Origin of the sequence: Actinacidiphila yanglinensis, assembly GCF_900107965.1 — a bacterium.
GTDB classification, from domain to species: domain Bacteria; phylum Actinomycetota; class Actinomycetes; order Streptomycetales; family Streptomycetaceae; genus Actinacidiphila; species Actinacidiphila yanglinensis.
In genome coordinates, this window is the sequence record NZ_FNVU01000006.1 from 24,856 (window position 1) to 40,353 (window position 15,498).

The 15,498-nt window shown below is 73.1% G+C and carries 14 protein-coding genes; 7 read left to right on the plus strand and 7 right to left on the minus strand.

Annotated features, from left to right (window positions below; translation table 11 throughout):
* The first annotated feature begins 57 nt into the window (after positions 1-57).
* Positions 58-828 (plus strand): IclR family transcriptional regulator, encoded by a 771-nt coding sequence (locus C4U44_RS15195; RefSeq protein ID WP_103886336.1) that lies wholly within the window; start codon positions 58-60, stop codon positions 826-828.
* Positions 829-872: 44 nt separating this feature from the next.
* Here the strand turns inward: C4U44_RS15195 and C4U44_RS15200 are convergent, their stop codons facing one another.
* Together C4U44_RS15200 and C4U44_RS15205 are read right to left on the minus strand one after the other, a co-directional pair.
* Positions 873-1,262, minus strand: a complete 390-nt coding sequence (locus C4U44_RS15200; RefSeq protein ID WP_103886337.1) for a TraR/DksA family transcriptional regulator — start codon at positions 1,260-1,262, stop codon at positions 873-875.
* A gap of 38 nt (positions 1,263-1,300) precedes the next feature.
* On the minus strand, positions 1,301-1,972 hold the full coding sequence (locus C4U44_RS15205; RefSeq protein WP_103886338.1) for a flavin reductase family protein: 672 nt from the start codon (positions 1,970-1,972) through the stop codon (positions 1,301-1,303).
* A gap of 57 nt (positions 1,973-2,029) precedes the next feature.
* Here C4U44_RS15205 and C4U44_RS15210 point away from each other — a divergent pair, with 57 nt between their 5' ends.
* Positions 2,030-2,758 carry an ArsR/SmtB family transcription factor gene (locus C4U44_RS15210; RefSeq protein WP_103886339.1) on the plus strand — a complete coding sequence of 243 codons (729 nt, stop codon included), beginning with the start codon at positions 2,030-2,032 and terminating at the stop codon, positions 2,756-2,758.
* A gap of 71 nt (positions 2,759-2,829) precedes the next feature.
* Here the strand turns inward: C4U44_RS15210 and C4U44_RS15215 are convergent, their stop codons facing one another.
* The 3 genes from C4U44_RS15215 to C4U44_RS15225 all read right to left on the minus strand — a co-directional run bounded on the left by C4U44_RS15215 (position 2,830) and on the right by C4U44_RS15225 (position 6,581).
* Positions 2,830-4,695 (minus strand): bifunctional metallophosphatase/5'-nucleotidase, encoded by a 1,866-nt coding sequence (locus tag C4U44_RS15215; RefSeq protein ID WP_103886340.1) that lies wholly within the window; start codon positions 4,693-4,695, stop codon positions 2,830-2,832.
* A gap of 199 nt (positions 4,696-4,894) precedes the next feature.
* Complete coding sequence (locus C4U44_RS15220) at positions 4,895-5,758, minus strand: helix-turn-helix domain-containing protein (RefSeq protein WP_103886341.1); 864 nt, start codon at positions 5,756-5,758, stop codon at positions 4,895-4,897.
* A 25-nt stretch (positions 5,759-5,783) separates the two neighbouring features.
* Positions 5,784-6,581: a FadR/GntR family transcriptional regulator gene (locus C4U44_RS15225; protein ID WP_103886342.1), complete on the minus strand. Its 798-nt coding sequence runs from the start codon at positions 6,579-6,581 to the stop codon at positions 5,784-5,786.
* 377 nt (positions 6,582-6,958) lie between these two features.
* Here C4U44_RS15225 and C4U44_RS15230 point away from each other — a divergent pair, with 377 nt between their 5' ends.
* From C4U44_RS15230 to C4U44_RS15250, 5 genes are all read left to right on the plus strand, one after another.
* On the plus strand, positions 6,959-8,224 hold the full coding sequence (locus C4U44_RS15230; protein WP_103886343.1) for an ABC transporter substrate-binding protein: 1,266 nt from the start codon (positions 6,959-6,961) through the stop codon (positions 8,222-8,224).
* A gap of 16 nt (positions 8,225-8,240) precedes the next feature.
* Complete coding sequence (locus C4U44_RS15235) at positions 8,241-9,194, plus strand: carbohydrate ABC transporter permease (protein WP_103886344.1); 954 nt, start codon at positions 8,241-8,243, stop codon at positions 9,192-9,194.
* Positions 9,194-10,108 (plus strand): carbohydrate ABC transporter permease, encoded by a 915-nt coding sequence (locus C4U44_RS15240; RefSeq protein ID WP_103886345.1) that lies wholly within the window; start codon positions 9,194-9,196, stop codon positions 10,106-10,108. The genes C4U44_RS15235 and C4U44_RS15240 overlap by 1 nt, the downstream gene beginning before the upstream one ends.
* Positions 10,105-11,475 (plus strand): glycoside hydrolase family 36 protein, encoded by a 1,371-nt coding sequence (locus C4U44_RS15245; protein WP_107503989.1) that lies wholly within the window; start codon positions 10,105-10,107, stop codon positions 11,473-11,475. Before C4U44_RS15240 ends, C4U44_RS15245 begins: the two co-directional genes overlap by 4 nt.
* 136 nt (positions 11,476-11,611) lie before the next feature.
* Positions 11,612-13,450 (plus strand): family 20 glycosylhydrolase, encoded by a 1,839-nt coding sequence (locus tag C4U44_RS15250; protein WP_103886346.1) that lies wholly within the window; start codon positions 11,612-11,614, stop codon positions 13,448-13,450.
* A gap of 14 nt (positions 13,451-13,464) precedes the next feature.
* On the opposite strand, the gene C4U44_RS15255 is transcribed toward C4U44_RS15250, so the two are convergent.
* Together C4U44_RS15255 and C4U44_RS15260 are read right to left on the minus strand one after the other, a co-directional pair.
* On the minus strand, positions 13,465-14,481 hold the full coding sequence (locus C4U44_RS15255) for a DUF6807 domain-containing protein (RefSeq protein ID WP_103886347.1): 1,017 nt from the start codon (positions 14,479-14,481) through the stop codon (positions 13,465-13,467).
* Positions 14,465-15,496 carry a mannonate dehydratase gene (locus tag C4U44_RS15260; RefSeq protein ID WP_103886348.1) on the minus strand — a complete coding sequence of 344 codons (1,032 nt, stop codon included), beginning with the start codon at positions 15,494-15,496 and terminating at the stop codon, positions 14,465-14,467. Before C4U44_RS15260 ends, C4U44_RS15255 begins: the two co-directional genes overlap by 17 nt.
* Positions 15,497-15,498: the final 2 nt, after the last annotated feature.

A 15,498-nucleotide genomic window follows, 5' to 3' on the forward strand; every position in this document is an offset into this window, starting at 1 on the left:
CACCTTCCCGTCGGTCCGCCCACCGGGACGCCCGGGTCGCGGGGATACCCTCCTCCCGTGGAAGAGGAGCAGGACACGGTCCTGGGCAGAGCCGTCGCCCTCCTTCGTGCGTTCGGAAGCGACGACCACGTCCTCGGCCTCGCCGAACTCGCGCGCCGCACCGGACTGCCCAAGACCACCGCCCACCGCATCGCCAACGCGCTCGTGCGGCACCGCCTCCTCGACCGCGACCCGTACGGCTACCGCCTGTCGGGAGGGCTGTTCGAGCTCGGCCTGCGCGCCTCCACCGAGCGCACCCTGCTGGAACTGGCGATGCCCTTCCTCCAGGACCTCTACGAGCGCACCCACGAGACGGTGCACCTCGGCGTCCGCGACGGCACCGACGTCGTCTACCTCGCCAAGATCGGCGGCCACCGCCAGGCCGCCAGCCCCTCGCGCACCGGCGGGCGGATGCCGCTGTACTGCACCGCCATCGGCAAGGTCCTGCTCGCGCACGCCGGCCCCGAGGTGCGGCGGCAGGTGCTCGGCGGCCCCCTCGAACGGCGCACGCCCCACACGGTCGTGGCCGCGGGGATGCTGCGGCGCCAGCTCGAAACCGCCCTCGAGACGGGGGTCGCCTTCGAGCACGAGGAGTCCACCGCGGGACTGCTCTGCGTGGCCGCGCCGGTTCCCGCCCCGGAGGGCCGCACGAGCCTGGCGATCAGCGTGTCCGGGCCCACCACCCGGTTCCGGCCCGAGGGCCACGTCGACGCGGTCCGCGCCGCGGCCACCGGCCTGGGCAACCAGCTCGCCCGCCGCCGCATCCCGCCGGGCACCGGGGCGCTCTGAGGCTCCGGGACCTCCCGGAGACCCTGCGCCCGGTGGTGGCGGGGTCAGCGGGTGCGGGCCGCGGCGCAGCGGGTGCAGGTGGACGTCGCCGGAAGCACCTCGAGGCGCTCGGCCGGGATCGGCTCGCCGCAGACCTCGCAGCGGCCGTACTCTCCCCGGCCGAGCCGCTCCATGGCCCGGTCCATGGCGGCGAGGTGCTCGCGGGCCTGGGCGAGCAGGGACGCGACGTGGGCGCGCTCGAACGCGGTGCTCGAACCCTCCGGGTCGTGCTCGTCGTCGACCGCCGCCAGGGCGTTCGACGCGACGATGCCCTCGTAGTCCCGGCTCAGAGCCGCGATCTGCTCGTCGGCGGCGGCACGCGCCCGCAGCAGGCGCTCGCGGGCCGTCCCGCCGTCTGCCGCGGCGCCGGCCCCGTTCTCGTACGAATCGGTCATTCGAAGGCAAACGCTGATGTCCGGGGCAGCATTCCGCGTCACCGGGGGGCAGCCGGGATTCCCGGGGTTCGGGGTGTCTGCGTGCGGTAGGAGTGGCCGAGTTCGGGGCCGAGGCCGAAGTAGTGGCGGAAGTTGTAGACGAGGGGGCTCCAGGCGGCGGGGTCGATGTGGTCGGTGCCGGGGACGACGACGCGGGGGTCGGCGTGGACCGTGCGGACCGCGGCCTCGACGACGACGAAGTCCCCGGAGGCGCCGGGCCGGACCCGTTCGGCGCGGGCCTCCAGCTGGAGGGGGCACTCGGCGACGCGCGGCGGCCGGACGTGGCGGGAGGGCACGCCGGTCAGGCCGGCCGCAGCGAACTTCTCCGGTTCGAAGCGGCAGCCCTCCGCCTTGGTGGCGGGCACCGGGTTCCGGCCGGTCAGCGGCGCCAGCCGCTCCACGGCCCGCCACTGCCCGGGAGCCGGCAGGCTGATCACCAGGTCGGGCCTGGCGCGGAGGTTGTGCGCGGTCTGACCGTCGCGGCCGAGGCCGAGGACGACCGTCCGCCCGAGGGCCCACGCCGAGGAGATCGGGGCGAGGTTGAAGGAGCCGTCCTCGTTCTCCGTCGACAGGAGCACCACCGGCGTCCCGAAGTACAGGATGCTGGGCGCGATCTCCACGTGGGCAGCGGGGGCCGCCGCCGGGCGGGTGCCGGAAGGTGCAGTGTCCATGACGGGGAGTCTGGGGTCGGGACGTTTCGGCGGGCGCCGAAGTGTCCCGGGCCGACAATGGACCGCATGGACACGCGACGCACGCGCGGCGCCGGCCCCGACCTGGCCGCGGTGGCCAGGCTGCTGGCGGACGGCACCCGGGCGGCCTTCTGCCTGGCCCTGCTGGACGGCCGGGCGTGGACGGCGACGGAGCTGGCCCGTCATGCCGGGGTGGCGCCCTCGACCGCGACCGAGCACCTGCACGCGCTCGTCCGCGGGCACCTGCTGACCGAGGAGCGGCAGGGCCGGCACCGCTACGTGCGCCTGGCCGGGCCGCAGGTCGCCGAACTCGTCGAGAGCCTCGCCTCGCTGGCGCCCGAGCACCGGCCGGCTCCCCGCTCCCTGTCCGCGGACGGGCGCCGCCGGGCCCTGGCGCACGCCCGCACCTGCTACGACCACCTCGCCGGTGCCGTCGGGGTCGCCGTCACCGACGCGATGATCGGGCGGGGGCTGCTGGATCCCGCGCACGGGCTCGGGCTCACCGGCGCCGGGGCGGCCTGGCTCGCCGATCTCGGCATCGGCGTCCCGCCCGGCACCCGCCGGCCCTCGGTGCGGCCGTGCCTGGACTGGACCGAACGCCGCCCGCACCTGGCCGGCGCCGTCGGCGCGGCGCTGTGCCGGCACGCGTTCGACGCGGGCTGGATCACCCGCGTCGGCAGCACGCGCGCCGTCGCCGTCACGCCCGCCGGCCGGCAGGCGCTGCACCGGCACCTCGGCCTGCCCGGCGACCTCCTCGCCGGGAGATGACCCACCGGGAGGCGAGCGGTCCCCGGGGGTCGGTGGCCGCGGCCGGGATGAGGCCGCGGCCGTGGCGGGGTCTACGCGGGTGCGGCCCTGCCCAGCGGCGGCGGGGTGACGGTCCTCTTCGTGCGCAGGTAGCGGACGAAGCCCTCGTGGTCGAGGCTGTGCCGGACCGGGTCCGTGTACGTGGTCAGCGCGTCGTAGCCGTCGTAGGCGAGCATCGTGTAGGCGTTGGTCGCCAGCCGGTAGCTGCCGTCGAGGTCGAGCGGCTTCCCCTTGATGGTGACCCTCGCCGGGTCCACCCGGGAGCCCACCGGCTTCGAGGTGTCGTAGACGTACCGGACCTCGCTGGAGACAGCCAGCGGGTAGAAGCCCACGCTGCCGTCGGCGGCGGTCTGCCACTGCTCCTCGAGCGCCTCGTGGATGGCCGAACCGGTGTACGTCGCCGACATGTTGGGGCTGTCGAAACCGTACGCCTTCCAGGCCTCGCCGAAGGTGATCACGCCGTCCTCGTCGCCCGCGGTCGTGCTCTTGGCGTACGGCAGGTCGGCGCCGAGGGCGGAGCGTGCCTTGGGGGGCTTGCTCGGGAGGACGGCGAGGTCGGCGGGGCGGGGCGCGCGGGCGGCGCCCTTCTCGGCGTACTGGGTGGACTCCCAGACCAGGAAGTCGGCGACCAGGTTGCCGAGCGTGGACTCGCCCGAAGCGTTCGCGGTGCGGGTCAGGTCGCCGGTCTGGCGGGCGAGCGGGGTGGCGTCCTGCGTGGCCGAACGGGCGGTCCAGTACGCCACGATGTCGGCGATCTCGGCGTCCTGCGGGACGTCGCGGGTGACGGCGTGGTTGGTGGACGTCGTCAGCTCGCGGACGATCCTGCCGGTGCGCGCGTCCAGCTTGAGGTTGATCTCGTTGATCAGCTGGCCGTAGTAGCCGGCCTCGACGACCGGGCGGGGCATCCCGTTCGGGTCGTTGACCATCATGTTGAAGCGGCAGTGCCAGTGGCCGGTGACGATCACCCCGATGTCGGGATCGGCCCTGGCCGCGAGGTCGAAGGCGGGCCCGGTGGGGTTGCTGCCGGAGTTGTAGTCGTCGCCCGCGTAGCCGCCCTCGTGCATGACGACGACCAGCGCGTTGACGCCGCGCGCCTTGAGCTCGGCGGCGGACCGGTCGGCGCTCTCGACGAGGTCGGTGGTCCGGAGGGTGGGCTGGTAGGAGCAGTTGAAGCCGGGTCCCTCGACGCAGCCCTCGACCGTCATGTGGATGAAGCCGACCGGCAGCCGGCGCCCGCCGGGCCCGCGCACGTACGCGATGTTCCAGGACGGCAGCAGCCGGCTGCCGTCGGCGCGGCGCACCACGTTGCCGCTGTGGTACGTCCAGTCGGCGCCCTGGAAGCGGCGGCCGGTCGAGAGCGGGAAGCTCTCGTAGGGCGCGTCGTAGGGGTAGTGCCCGCCGCGCACCATGTGGTTCATGGTGAAGTCCATGCCCTTGTCCAGCTCGTGGTTGCCCAGCGAGGAGAACTGCAGGCCCATGGCGTTCAGGACCTCGATGGTGGGCTCGTTGTTCTGGGTGTCGGCGTAGGAGGCCCATCCGGAGAAGTTGTCGCCGGCGGAGAAGAACAGCGAGTTGGCGTGGCTCTCCCGGATCCGCTTGAGGTGGGTGGCGAGGTACGCGGCTCCCCCGGTGACGATCGGCGGGCCGCCGAGCGGGTCGGGGATGGTGCCGCCCTCGCTCGCGGCGGGCGGGGCGATGTAGCCGTGCAGGTCGGTGATGTTGACGAGTTGGACGTCGACGTAGCCATGGGTCGAGAGCGGGTCGGCGGCGGCGGGGGTGGCGCGGGCGGCGGTGCCGACGGCGGCGGCCGCGGCCACCCCGGCGGCGAGGACCGAGCGGCGCGGAACGGAGGCACGCGCGAGGGAACCGCGCGGGACGGGGCGGTCGGACGGATGCACTGGGTCTCCCCGAGGGTCGGCGAGGCGGCGGGGCGGTGAGGCGGTGCCGCCGATGCTCTGCAGCCGCCGTCCGGGGCGGCCATGCAGCGATCGGTCGCGGATTTGCCGGAACCTGCTGCCGTGGAGCGGGAGTCGAGCAGGCGCCGCGCACTGTTCGCTGCCACGTCGGCCGGCCGTTCCGGCCCGGTCACCCGAGGCGTCAGGCGCGCCCGCGGGCGGAGCGGTAGGTCGTCGGCGGCATCCCGAAGCGGTGCCGGAACTGGCGGCTGAAGTAGTAGGGAGAGGCGAAGCCGACCTCGGCGGCGATCCGCCCGACCGGCAGCCCGGTGGTCTCCAGCAGGGTCGCGGCGCGCCGCAGCCGCGCGGCCAGCACCACGTTGCCGATGGAGTCGCCGGTCTCGGCGCGGAAGAGGTGCGCGAGCCGGGAGGAGGAGAGGGCGACCTCGCGCGCCAGCCGGTCGACGCGGAGCGGCGCCGCGGGGTCCGCGGTAATGAGGTCGAGCACCCGCCGCACGCGCGGGTCCGGCACCGCGGTGGCGCGCGACGCGTGCTCCACGGCCGCCATCAGCAGCAGTTCCTCGATGCCGTTCAGGGCGAGTTCGGTGGCGTAGCCGCCGTGCCGCGGTCCGCGGGCGACGGGCACGCGGCCCTGCGGGGCGTCGACGGTGGCGTACATCGCGTTGCGGTGCACGCGGGCGAAGGCGGCGTCCGCGCGGCACAGCCCCTCCCCGGTCCCGAGCCGGGCGACGCTGAGCCCGGGGGCGAACTCGGGCATCCGCAGCCAGTCGAACCAGCTGGGGCGGGGCTGGAAGTGGGTCCACCAGTAGCCCCACGGGTCGTCCCCGCGGGCCCGGTAGTGCTGGGGCGTGCCCGGGGTGATGAGGACCAGGTCGCCGGGGCCGGTGGTGAGGCGGCGGACGCCGGCGAGGTACTCGGCGGCCCCGGAGACGGTGAGGCTGACCATCCAGTTCCGCGCGCCGTGCGCGCGGTGGACGGTATGGCTCCGGTGCTCCTCGAACCGGCCGGCGCTCAGCAGGTCCGCTTCCGGTATCTGCGTCCACATGGCCCCGCCGCCTCCCCTCGCTTCCTCAGTCGCCGCTCGGCGGGTCGTCGCGGGAGTCGCCGGAGTCACGCGAGCGGCTGGGGCCGCCGGAGTCACCCGAGCCGCCCGAACCGCGGAAGCCGCCCACGCCCTGACGGCGCGTCATGGGACTGCTGCGGTCGCCGGTGATCAACCGCTGCATCGCCCGCTCGGCGGCCGTCGCGTCGCGGTCGCGGATCGCGTCGAGCAGTCGCCGGCGCGTGGGCAGCGGACCGCCTTCGGGACCGGGGTCGTCCGCGAGCCGGTAGCCCTGCCGGATGCCCTGGTCGATGACGGTGTCGAGACTGGTCGCCAGATCGTTGTGGGTGGCCCGCAGCACCGCCCGGTGGAAGACGACATCGTGCTCGACGACCTGCGACGGCTCGTCCTCGTCCTGGCGCATGGCGGCGAGGGCGGCGTCCATAGCGGCGAGGTCGTGCTCGTCGCGGCGCAGGGCGGCCAGTGCGGCCAGGCCCGGTTCGATCACCAGCCGGATCTCGGTGAGCTGGTCGAGCAGCGCGTCGGTGGGCTGCTGGGAGAGCCGCCAGCGCAGCACGTCGGCGTCGAGGGTGTTCCACCGCGCCGGGTCGGTCACGTAGGTGCCGCGCTTCTGGCGGGCGGCGACCAGGCCCTTGGCCGTGAGGACCTTCAGCGACTCGCGCAGCACGGTCCGGCTGATGCCGAACTCCGCCTCCAGACCCGCCAGATCGAGGGTCGCGCCCGGGGGCAGCCGGCCGGACATGATGCGGATGCCGAGTTCGTTGACCACCTGACCGTGCAGGCCACGCGGCAGCGGCGCGGTCATAGGGCCTCCATGTCGTACGGCAGCGAACGGTGGACCTGGCGACCCCGTACTGCCGATAAAAATAAAATACGATTTCTTATGGACACGAGTCTAGCCTCCCGGGCATAGTGCGGAGAACAAGCCGTCCGCTGTCCGAGCTCGCAGCGGTGAGCGCTTCACAGTCAACGCTGCATTCACAGTCGACGCTGCATTCACCGTCGGCCGGGGTCGCCCGGCCGGCGACGCGAACGCGCGGACCGCGAGCCCGATCGTGACGTCACGGCACCGGGCCCCCCTCGTCCCGCGCGCCATCAGGTCAGCGTGCGTGACAGGGAAGTAGGCGGGTACCAGTGCGAATCCGACGTTGTGCACGATTCTCTGCCGTCTGTTCGGCCGCGATGCTGCTGGCCGGCGCGCTGACGGCGTGCGGCTCCAGCGGAACCTTGGGAACCGAGGACGCCCACACGATCACCTACTGGTCGACCTGGAACAAGGGAGAGCCCCAGCAGAAGATCCTCCAGCAGGCCGTCGACTCCTTCACCAAGGACACCGGCATCAAGGTCAGAGTGCAGTTCGCCGGACGCCAGGTGATGAAGAAGGTCCAGACGGCGAACAACACCTCGAACGTCCCGGACCTGGTCGACGACTCGTCGGAGAACCTGATCGCCGCCGCCGACTCCGGCGTCCTGCGCGGGTTGGACTCCGTCTACGCGCAGACCGTTCCCGGGGAGGGCCGCACGATCGCGCAGGTGCTGCCCGCCTCCTCGACCGCGTCGCTCAAGGACAAGGCCGGCCAGTACGCGCTGGTCCCCTACGAGACCCTGGTCACCTCGCTGTGGTTCAACGACGCCATGATGCGGAAGATCGGCGCCACCCCGCCCACGACCTTCGACCAGCTGCTGAGCACCTGTCAGAAGGCCGTGGCCCACGGCATCGCGTGCGCGGCCGACGACGGCACGATCCCCGACTACAACGCGTACTGGCTGTCGGAACTCACCATGCGCCATCTCGGGCCCGACTGGCTGCTCAAGGCGACGGGCGACAGAACCGGTCAGATGTGGAAGGACCCCGGGTTCCTCGCGGCCGCGACGGACCTGCAGCGCCTGGTCAAGGGCAAGGGCTTCATGCTCTCCGGCTACCAGGGCAGCAAGCTGCCCGCGGGCCAGCAGGAGTGGGCGAAGAACAAGGCGCTGTACCTGCTGATGGGCAGCTGGGCACCCGCCGACACCAAGCCCTACGCGGCATCCGGTTTCCAGTACGACTCGGTGACCTTTCCCTCCGTACCGGGCGGGCAGATGTCGGTCGACGACCAGTCGCTGGGCTTCGGCATCCTCGCGAAGGCCAAGAACCCCACCGGCGCGGCGAAGTTCATCGCGTACTTCATGAACAAGAGCCGGCTGTCCGGGATCTCGACGCAGGCGAACAACATCACCTCACGCCCGGACATCAAGGCTCCGGCGGTCCTCACGAGCGTGCAGAAGCAGCTGGCCGCCGCACCGGCGATCGCCCGGTACCTCGGCGGCGCGGCCTCGGAGCACGCCGGCTACTGGACGAACGTCTTCGACGTCAACGACGACAAGCTCTTCTTCGGCGAGACCACCCCGGCCGGTTTCGTCGACCGGCTCGTCTCGGCGAGCCGAAGCTACTGGGCCTCCCACAGCTGACCCCTGGAGTTGAGCCGTGACCATCAGCATCAGACGCGCCTCCGTGCTGGCGGGTGGCGAGGCGAAGGCCGCGGCGCCTGCCCGGAAAGCGGGCAGCCGCCGGGCCGTCCTCCTGTTCCTGCTGCCGGCCTTCGTCGTCTACACCGGGGTCTACGTGGCTCCCGCGATCGCGTCGGTGGTGCTGAGCCTCTTCCGCTACAGCGGCACCGGCGACAGGCCGACCTGGATCGGGCTCCGCAACTTCCGGGAGGCGGTGCACGACGCGGCGTTCCGCTCGTCCTTCGAGAACACCTTCAAGGTGCTGTTCTTCGTGGGCATCGCGGTGTTCGTGGCGAGTTTCGTGCTCACCATGACGATGCGTGAGATGCGCGCCCGGGGCTTCGTCCGCGCGGTCCTGTTCTTCCCCTACCTGGTCAGCCCGGTGATCATCGCGATCGTCTGGGGCTTCATGCTCGACCCGACGCGCGGCCTGGTGAACACCTCGCTGCGCCAGGCCGGGCTCGGCGGCCTGACCCAGGTCTGGCTCGGGCCCGAGCTGATCTTCCCCATGATGATGACGGGCATGGGGTGGATGTTCACCGGGTTCTTCGTGACCATCCTGCTGGCCGGGGTGGACCGCATCCCGCCCTACTACTACGAGAGCGCCGACCTCGCCGGTGCCACGCGCTGGCAGAAGTTCCGCCTGATCACGCTGCCGCTGTCGTGGGACGTGGTCGGCATCATGGCGGTGCTGTGGGTGATCAACGCCATGAAGACCTTCGAGTTCATCTACGCCTTCACCGGCGTCGGCACCCCGCCGTCCGCCACCAACTGGACCGCCGCGCTCTACGTCTACTACACCGGCTTCGCCGGTTCCGGTCAGCCGGAACTCGGCCGGGCGTGCGCGATGGCGGTGATCATGCTGGTGATCATCGGTGTCCTGGTCCTGCTCATCCAGCGGCTCATGCGGCGCGAGAGGATCGAGTTCTGATGACGACCGCAGCGCCGGCCGGCTCCGCCCCGGCCCTGGCACCCTCCTCGCGGCCCGGACGGCGGCGGCCCATCCGCCGCCGCGGCGACCGGCTGGGCCCGGTCTCCCTGCTCGGCCGCCTGATCACCTGGGCCTGGGTGCTCTTCAACCTGGCCGTGTTCCTCTGGATGGTCTTCGCGTCGCTCAAGAACAGCGGCCAGGTCTTCGACTCGCCGTGGCAGCCGCCCACCCATCCGGAGTGGTCGAACTACGGCAACGTGTGGAACGCCTCCGACCTGGCCCGCGCGTTCGTCAACTCGATCCTGCTGGTCGGGGGTTCCACGCTGGTCGTCCTCGTGCTGGCCTGCCCCGCGGCGTACGCGCTGAGCCGGTTCGTCTTCTTCGGCTCGCGGGTGATGACCCTGTACTTCGTGATGGGGATGGGGATTCCGGCCCAGACGATCGTGGTGCCCGCCTACATCGGGATGTCGCACCTGAGCCTGGTCGACAGCCTGCCCAGCCTCGGGCTGCTCTACGTCGCCGGTTCGCTGCCCTTCGCGATCTTCCTGCTCACGGGGTTCTTCTCGACGCTGCCCAGCGAGCTCGAGGAGGCGGCCACCATCGACGGCGCCGGCCGGGTGCGGACGTTCACGCAGGTCATGCTGCCGCTGGCGCAGCCGGGCGTGATCACGGCCGGCCTGCTGACGGCCGTGGGCCTGTGGAGCGAGACCTTCCTGTCCCTGGTGTTCATCTCCGACGACGCCAGGGACCCGCTGGGCCTGTCCGTGCTGACGCTCTACGCGTCGATGCAGTACACGTCCAACTGGGGCGGGCTGTTCGCGGGCGTCTGCATCATGGTGCTCCCGGTGCTCGTCACCTACGTATGGCTCGGACGGCGGATCGTGTCGGGACTGACCGTGGGAGTGGGCCGATGACGAGGGCGGCCGGCGCGTGCGAACCGGCGGGGTTCCGGCTCGTCGCCGAGATCGCGTGCGACCCGGACGCGGCGCGTGTCTACGAGCACGGCTGGCAGTCGTGGAGCCCGACGGACACCTACCCCGGCACCGCGACGTCCCCGCGTCCGGTCTTCGAGAAGGCGGACATCACCAACTGGCGTGCCGCCGAGACGCCGCCGCCGGCGACCGGCTTCCAGGGCGAGGGACTGGTCGCCGTCCAGCCCGCGCCCGGGGCGGAGGTGACGGTGGTCTCCTCGCCGGACCCGCGGCGCCACGTCGCCTCGATCCGGGTCGCCGCCACCGCCGGCGGCCTGCGCGTCACCGCGAACGGCCCGGTCCGGACCTCGGTCGACAGCGGCTCCCACGGCATCCCGGGAGCCCTCGCGCGCTGGGCCGACGACCTGGTCGCGCGGCTCGCGCTGCCCCGGCCGCGTCCCGTCGGGAGCATGTGGTGCAGCTGGTACCGCTACTGGGACACGGTCACCGACCGGCAGGTGCTCGACGAGCTCAGGGGCTTCGAACCCGCCGGCCTCGACGTGGGGATCGTGCAGATCGACGACGGCTACCAGGCCGGGATCGGCGACTGGCTCGACCCGCGTCCCGGCTTCGGCGACCTCGGCGCACTGGCCGGGCACATCACCGCGTCCGGCCGCCGGGCCGGCGTGTGGACCGCCCCGTTCCTCGCCGGGCACGGCAGCCGGCTGTGGCGCGACCACCCGGACTGGTTCCTGGCCGGCGTCGACGCCGGGCACGGGTGGGAACAGGACCTTGCCGCCCTCGACCTGACCCACCCGGGCGCGCTCGACCACCTCACGACGGTCTTCCGCCGGTTCCGCGCCATGGGCTTCTCCTTCTACAAGCTCGACTTCCTCTACGCCGGGGCGCTGCCCGGTCCGCACGCGGAACCCGCGCCTCCGATCGAGGTGTACCGCCGCGGCCTGCGCACGATCCGCGACGCCGTCGGGCCCGACGCGCACCTCCTCGGATGCGGCGCGCCGATCCTTCCCAGCCTCGGCCTCGTCGACGTGATGCGGGTCAGCCCGGACACCGCCCTCCGGCTCGACCACCCCTCGGGGGACAGCTCCCTGCCGTCCTCGCGCAACGCCCGCGTGACCGGCCGGGCGCGCGAGTGGCAGCACGGCCGCTTCTGGATCAACGACCCGGACTGCCTGCTGGCCACCCCGGCGATGGAGGAGCGGGAGCAGTGGGCGCGCTGGGTCGAGCGCTCGGCCGGGCTGCGCACGTCGAGCGACGCCGTCACGGAACTCGACGACTGGGGACTGGCCACCACCCGCCGGCTGCTGCGCCCCTCCCGCCCCGACGCCGTACCGGCCGACCGGTTGTGACGGTGCGTCAGCAACGGATCGGGCGCCGGGAGCAGAAGCGCGGGGAGAGCCGGCGCGGGGCGACGGCGTACGGAAAGGCGCGCGGACGTCGAGGACACCACAGGCAGCAACCCGTACGGCGTGAAGGAGCGGCATCATGACCATCGGCACCGTCCCGGACGAGAACGCCCCCTTGGTGGTACCGGCGCTGCGGCAGTGGATCGCCCAGGAAGGGGTACTGGCGCTCGCCGCCGACGCCCGTATCGAGGTCACCGCGGAGACCGCCGACGAGGTGGCCCGCTACCGGCCCGAACTGCTCCGGCTCACCGGCGCGCGACTCACGGTGTCGGCCGGCAGCGCGGAACCCGCACCGGGCCACCTCTCCGTACGCATCGAGCCGCAACTCCCGTCGGAGGGCTACCTGTTCCGCATCAGTGACGGCATCGACATCGCCGGCGGCGACCGCGCCGGGGTCGCCTACGGGTTGCAGACGCTGATCCAGTTGCTGCGGCGTTCGCGCGACCTCCCCAAGGGCCACACCCTCGACTACCCCGCGCAGCGGGTGCGGGGGGCGATGCTGGACCTGGGACGCCGGTACTGGTCCACCGGCTACCTCCGCGACCTGCTCGACGACCTCGAATGGCGCCGGTACAACCGGCTGCACCTGCACCTGACGGACTGGAACGCGGTGCGCGTGCGGGTGGACGCCGCCGACTACCGCGGGATCGCCGCCGAGGAGTCCTACGGCATGGCCGACCTCCAGGAGATCGTCAGGCTGGGGCGCACCCACCACATCGAGGTGGTGCCGGAGATCGACCTGCCCTCGCACGCCACGGCGTTCGTCCGCGCCCGTCCGGCACTGGCCTTCCCGGCCGGCGAACACGCCATGAACTCCTCCGAGTTCGGCGAGTCGCCGGCCGGCGAGGGGTGGACCGTCGACATCACCCGGGCCAGCAACCGCCGCTGGCTGAACGGATTCGTCAAGGCCGTCGCCGACGGCCTCGACTGCCCCAGCGTGCACATCGGCGGGGACGAGTGGCAGGACGGCGAGGTGCTGGAGGGCTCGCCGACGCTGCTGGAGCACGCCCGCCAGCTCGACCCCGCCTACCACGCGGTCGACGGGCTGCTCGAGTACCTCGACGAGGTGCGCAAGCTCCTGGCGGCCGACGGCCGCGAGACCGAGATCTGGAGCTGGTGGGAGGGCACCAGCCCGCGCACCACCAGCCCCTCACGGGACATGATCATCGTCGCCTGGTCCGACTCGGAGAACGAGATCGACTGGTTCCTGCACTCGGGATACCGCGTCATCTCGACGCCGTTCGACAGCCACTACATCACCCCGCTCGCCTATCCCGGCTACGCCGGTGACGACCGCCGGGCACGCTCGGTCGACCCGCGCTGGCTGTACGAGCAGTGGGAGCCCCGGCGGCACCCGCTGCTGCTCGGCTACCAGTACTGCGTGTGGGCGGACATGACCGGGGACGTGGACGACGCGTACTTCGAGTGGTACTCGCTGCGGACCCGGCAGGTGCTCGCCGACCGGCTGTGGGGCGGCGCGCGGCAGGACGGCGTCGACGCCTTCCTCGACCTGGTGGACGAGATCGGGCCCACGCCGCTGGGCGGCGGGCCCGGCGCCACCCGGGTCGCCGGCCGCGGTCCGGAGGTGGACTTCGCCGTTCCCGTCGCGCTGGCCGGCGTGCGCTTCCGCCCCCAACCCCCCGACAGCGGCTGGGTGCCGCCCTACGACACCGGCGGCCTGTGGGCGGGCGACTCGCTCGCCCGCCTGGAGCAACTGCGCGGCGCCACCGTCGAGGTGCGGGACTCCGCGGGCGCCCCGTGGCGCGGCGCGCTGCGGCTGCCGCTGCTGCCCTGCGGCACCTGGAACCTCGCGAGGTTGCCCGAACCGGTCAAGGTCGCCGCGGCCCGCCTGGTCGACCGGGACGGGAGGCCCGTGCCGGCGACGGTCGCGGGTGTGGAGTGGCTCGCCGACCGCTGATCCGGGCGTCCGCTTCAGAGGCCGGGCGGAGGCGCGAACTCCGCGGCGAGCACCGCGAGTTCGGCCGGTTCGGTCCGCTTGTCGACGAAGACGAAGCGGTGGGCCAGCCGCAGCGTGCCGCCGGCCGCCAGCACGATCTCGGTGTCGAAGGCCGGGGACGGGTTGAGGGCGGCGTACTCGGCGCTGCGTGCGAACCAGCGGATCGGCGCGGGCGCGGATGAGGTGCCCGCGTAGGCCAGCACGGTCGCGCCGCCGTCCAGGGCGTCGTGCTCGCCGCTGACCGCGGCCCACGGCGCCTGGCTGCCCATGACCGCGTCACCGGCGCTGCCGTCGGCGGCGACCACGGGCGCGCCGGTCCATGCGCGCGGCCCCCGCCAGAACAGCCCGGTGTACCCGGCGCCGGGCCGCCCCCGGGTGGTGGGGCTTCCGAAGTGCAGCGGCGCGCCGCGGACGTTCGTCAGCGCGGTGCCGAAGTCCAGGACCCACAGGCCGCGGTGAGCGTCCACGCCGTGGCAGCGCACCGTGCGGGACTCGTCGATCCACCGCTCCCCCCGCGCCGCGATCCAGTCCAGGCGCTCCCGGAAGCCGACGCCGGCGCCGGCGGTGTCGCACCGCTCGAATCCGCGGTGCACCTGGCGGCCGTGGTTGCGCCGCCACACGTACCCGTCGCCGGGGGCGGCCGGGTCGAAGGTGGGCCCGCCCCAGAAGTTGTCGCCCGACAGGTGCGACCAGGTGAACTGCAGGCCCGTGTGCCAGCGGTGGTCCCAGGGCCGGTGGACCCCCAACGGCGCGCCGGACAGAGTGCGCAGCGGGTGGAAGTAGGGCTTGGGCGACTCCTCGGCGGGTGTGTCGGGCCGGTAGACGTACCGGGCCACGGCGGTGCGGCCGGCCGTGACGACCAGGACCCCGGCGGCCGGGTCGTGGTGCAGCCGCAGCGGCACGGCGTGCGGGTCGCGGCCGCCCGGACCGTACGGGGCGGGTCCTGCCGGATCGCGCACGGCGCGTCCGGCGGCGTCAGCGCCCGCGGGCATCGAGCACCCCCTGGAGGTAGCCGATCGCATACGACCTGCCGCGGCTGATGTATGCCTCGGCGGAGGTGTCCGACCAGGTCCCGGCGTCGCCCACCAGGGCCGGCACGTGGTCGTCGATCACGAACCCGTCGAACCCGACGGCGTCCAGCAGATCGACGACGCCGGGGACGTCCAGGTTGCCCTCGCCGAGGAAGCACTCGGCGAAGCGGGGGACGGTGCCCTTCACGTCGCGGAAGTGCACGTAGAAGATCTTGCCCGCCGGGCCCAGGGTGCGGATGATCTCCTCGGCGGCGGCCTGGCCGGCCATCTCCGAGACGGTGCCGAGGCAGAGGTCCAGCCCCCACGCGGGGCTGCCGCCGCTGCGCCGCCACGCCTCGGCGAGCGCCGCGGGCGAGGTGAAGATGCGGGTCGCCCCGCCCAGCGGCTCCTCGACCGGCGGGTCGTCGGGGTGCAGGGCCAGCCGGACGCCCTCGGCCTCGGCGACCGGCAGCACGGCGTCGAGGAAGTACTGGTGGTGCGCCCAGGACTGCTCGGCGGTGATCGGCTCGGTGATCGGCTCGTCGGGGGTGAGCTTGTACCCCGCCAGGGCGTTGCCCGCCGCCGCCCGGTCGAGGTCGAAGCCGGTCACGGCGGCGCCGCCCCGGCCGGGGGCGTCCATCGTGGTGCGCCACACGTAGGTCGGCAGCCAGTTGTAGCCGAGCAGGTCGTAGCCGGTCGCGGCCATGTTGCGCAGCGTCCGGCAGAAGCCGTCGATCTGCTCGTCCCGGCCCGGCAGCCCGCGCTGGATCCTGAAGAAGTGCGCGGCGGGGACGTTCTCCAGCCCCTCGATCCGCAGGCCCGCCTCCTCGCAACGGCGCCGCAGCGCCGCGAGTTCGGCGGTGCTCCAGCAGCCGCCGGTGCCGGGCAGGTCCCTCGGCGAGTGGAACTGGAGGCCGCTGAGGCCCAGTTGGCGGGCGAATGTGCCGATCCGGTCGTCGTAGGCGTCGATGTGCCCGAGGGCGATGCGCATCGCCATGG

Bases quoted from the DNA above. Each gene is read 5' to 3' on its own strand.
- C4U44_RS15200 (WP_103886337.1), bottom strand. From the start codon at position 1,262: ATGACCGATTCGTACGAGAACGGGGCCGGCGCCGCGGCAGACGGCGGG.
- C4U44_RS15205 (WP_103886338.1), bottom strand. From the start codon at position 1,972: ATGGACACTGCACCTTCCGGCACCCGCCCGGCGGCGGCCCCCGCTGCC.
- C4U44_RS15210 (WP_103886339.1), top strand. From the start codon at position 2,030: ATGGACCGCATGGACACGCGACGCACGCGCGGCGCCGGCCCCGACCTG.
- C4U44_RS15220 (WP_103886341.1), bottom strand. From the start codon at position 5,758: ATGTGGACGCAGATACCGGAAGCGGACCTGCTGAGCGCCGGCCGGTTC.
- C4U44_RS15225 (WP_103886342.1), bottom strand. From the start codon at position 6,581: ATGACCGCGCCGCTGCCGCGTGGCCTGCACGGTCAGGTGGTCAACGAA.
- C4U44_RS15230 (WP_103886343.1), top strand. From the start codon at position 6,959: ATGCTGCTGGCCGGCGCGCTGACGGCGTGCGGCTCCAGCGGAACCTTG.
- C4U44_RS15240 (WP_103886345.1), top strand. From the start codon at position 9,194: ATGACGACCGCAGCGCCGGCCGGCTCCGCCCCGGCCCTGGCACCCTCC.
- C4U44_RS15245 (WP_107503989.1), top strand. From the start codon at position 10,105: ATGACGAGGGCGGCCGGCGCGTGCGAACCGGCGGGGTTCCGGCTCGTC.
- C4U44_RS15250 (WP_103886346.1), top strand. From the start codon at position 11,612: ATGACCATCGGCACCGTCCCGGACGAGAACGCCCCCTTGGTGGTACCG.
- C4U44_RS15255 (WP_103886347.1), bottom strand. From the start codon at position 14,481: ATGCCCGCGGGCGCTGACGCCGCCGGACGCGCCGTGCGCGATCCGGCA.
- C4U44_RS15260 (WP_103886348.1), bottom strand. From the start codon at position 15,496: ATGGCGATGCGCATCGCCCTCGGGCACATCGACGCCTACGACGACCGG.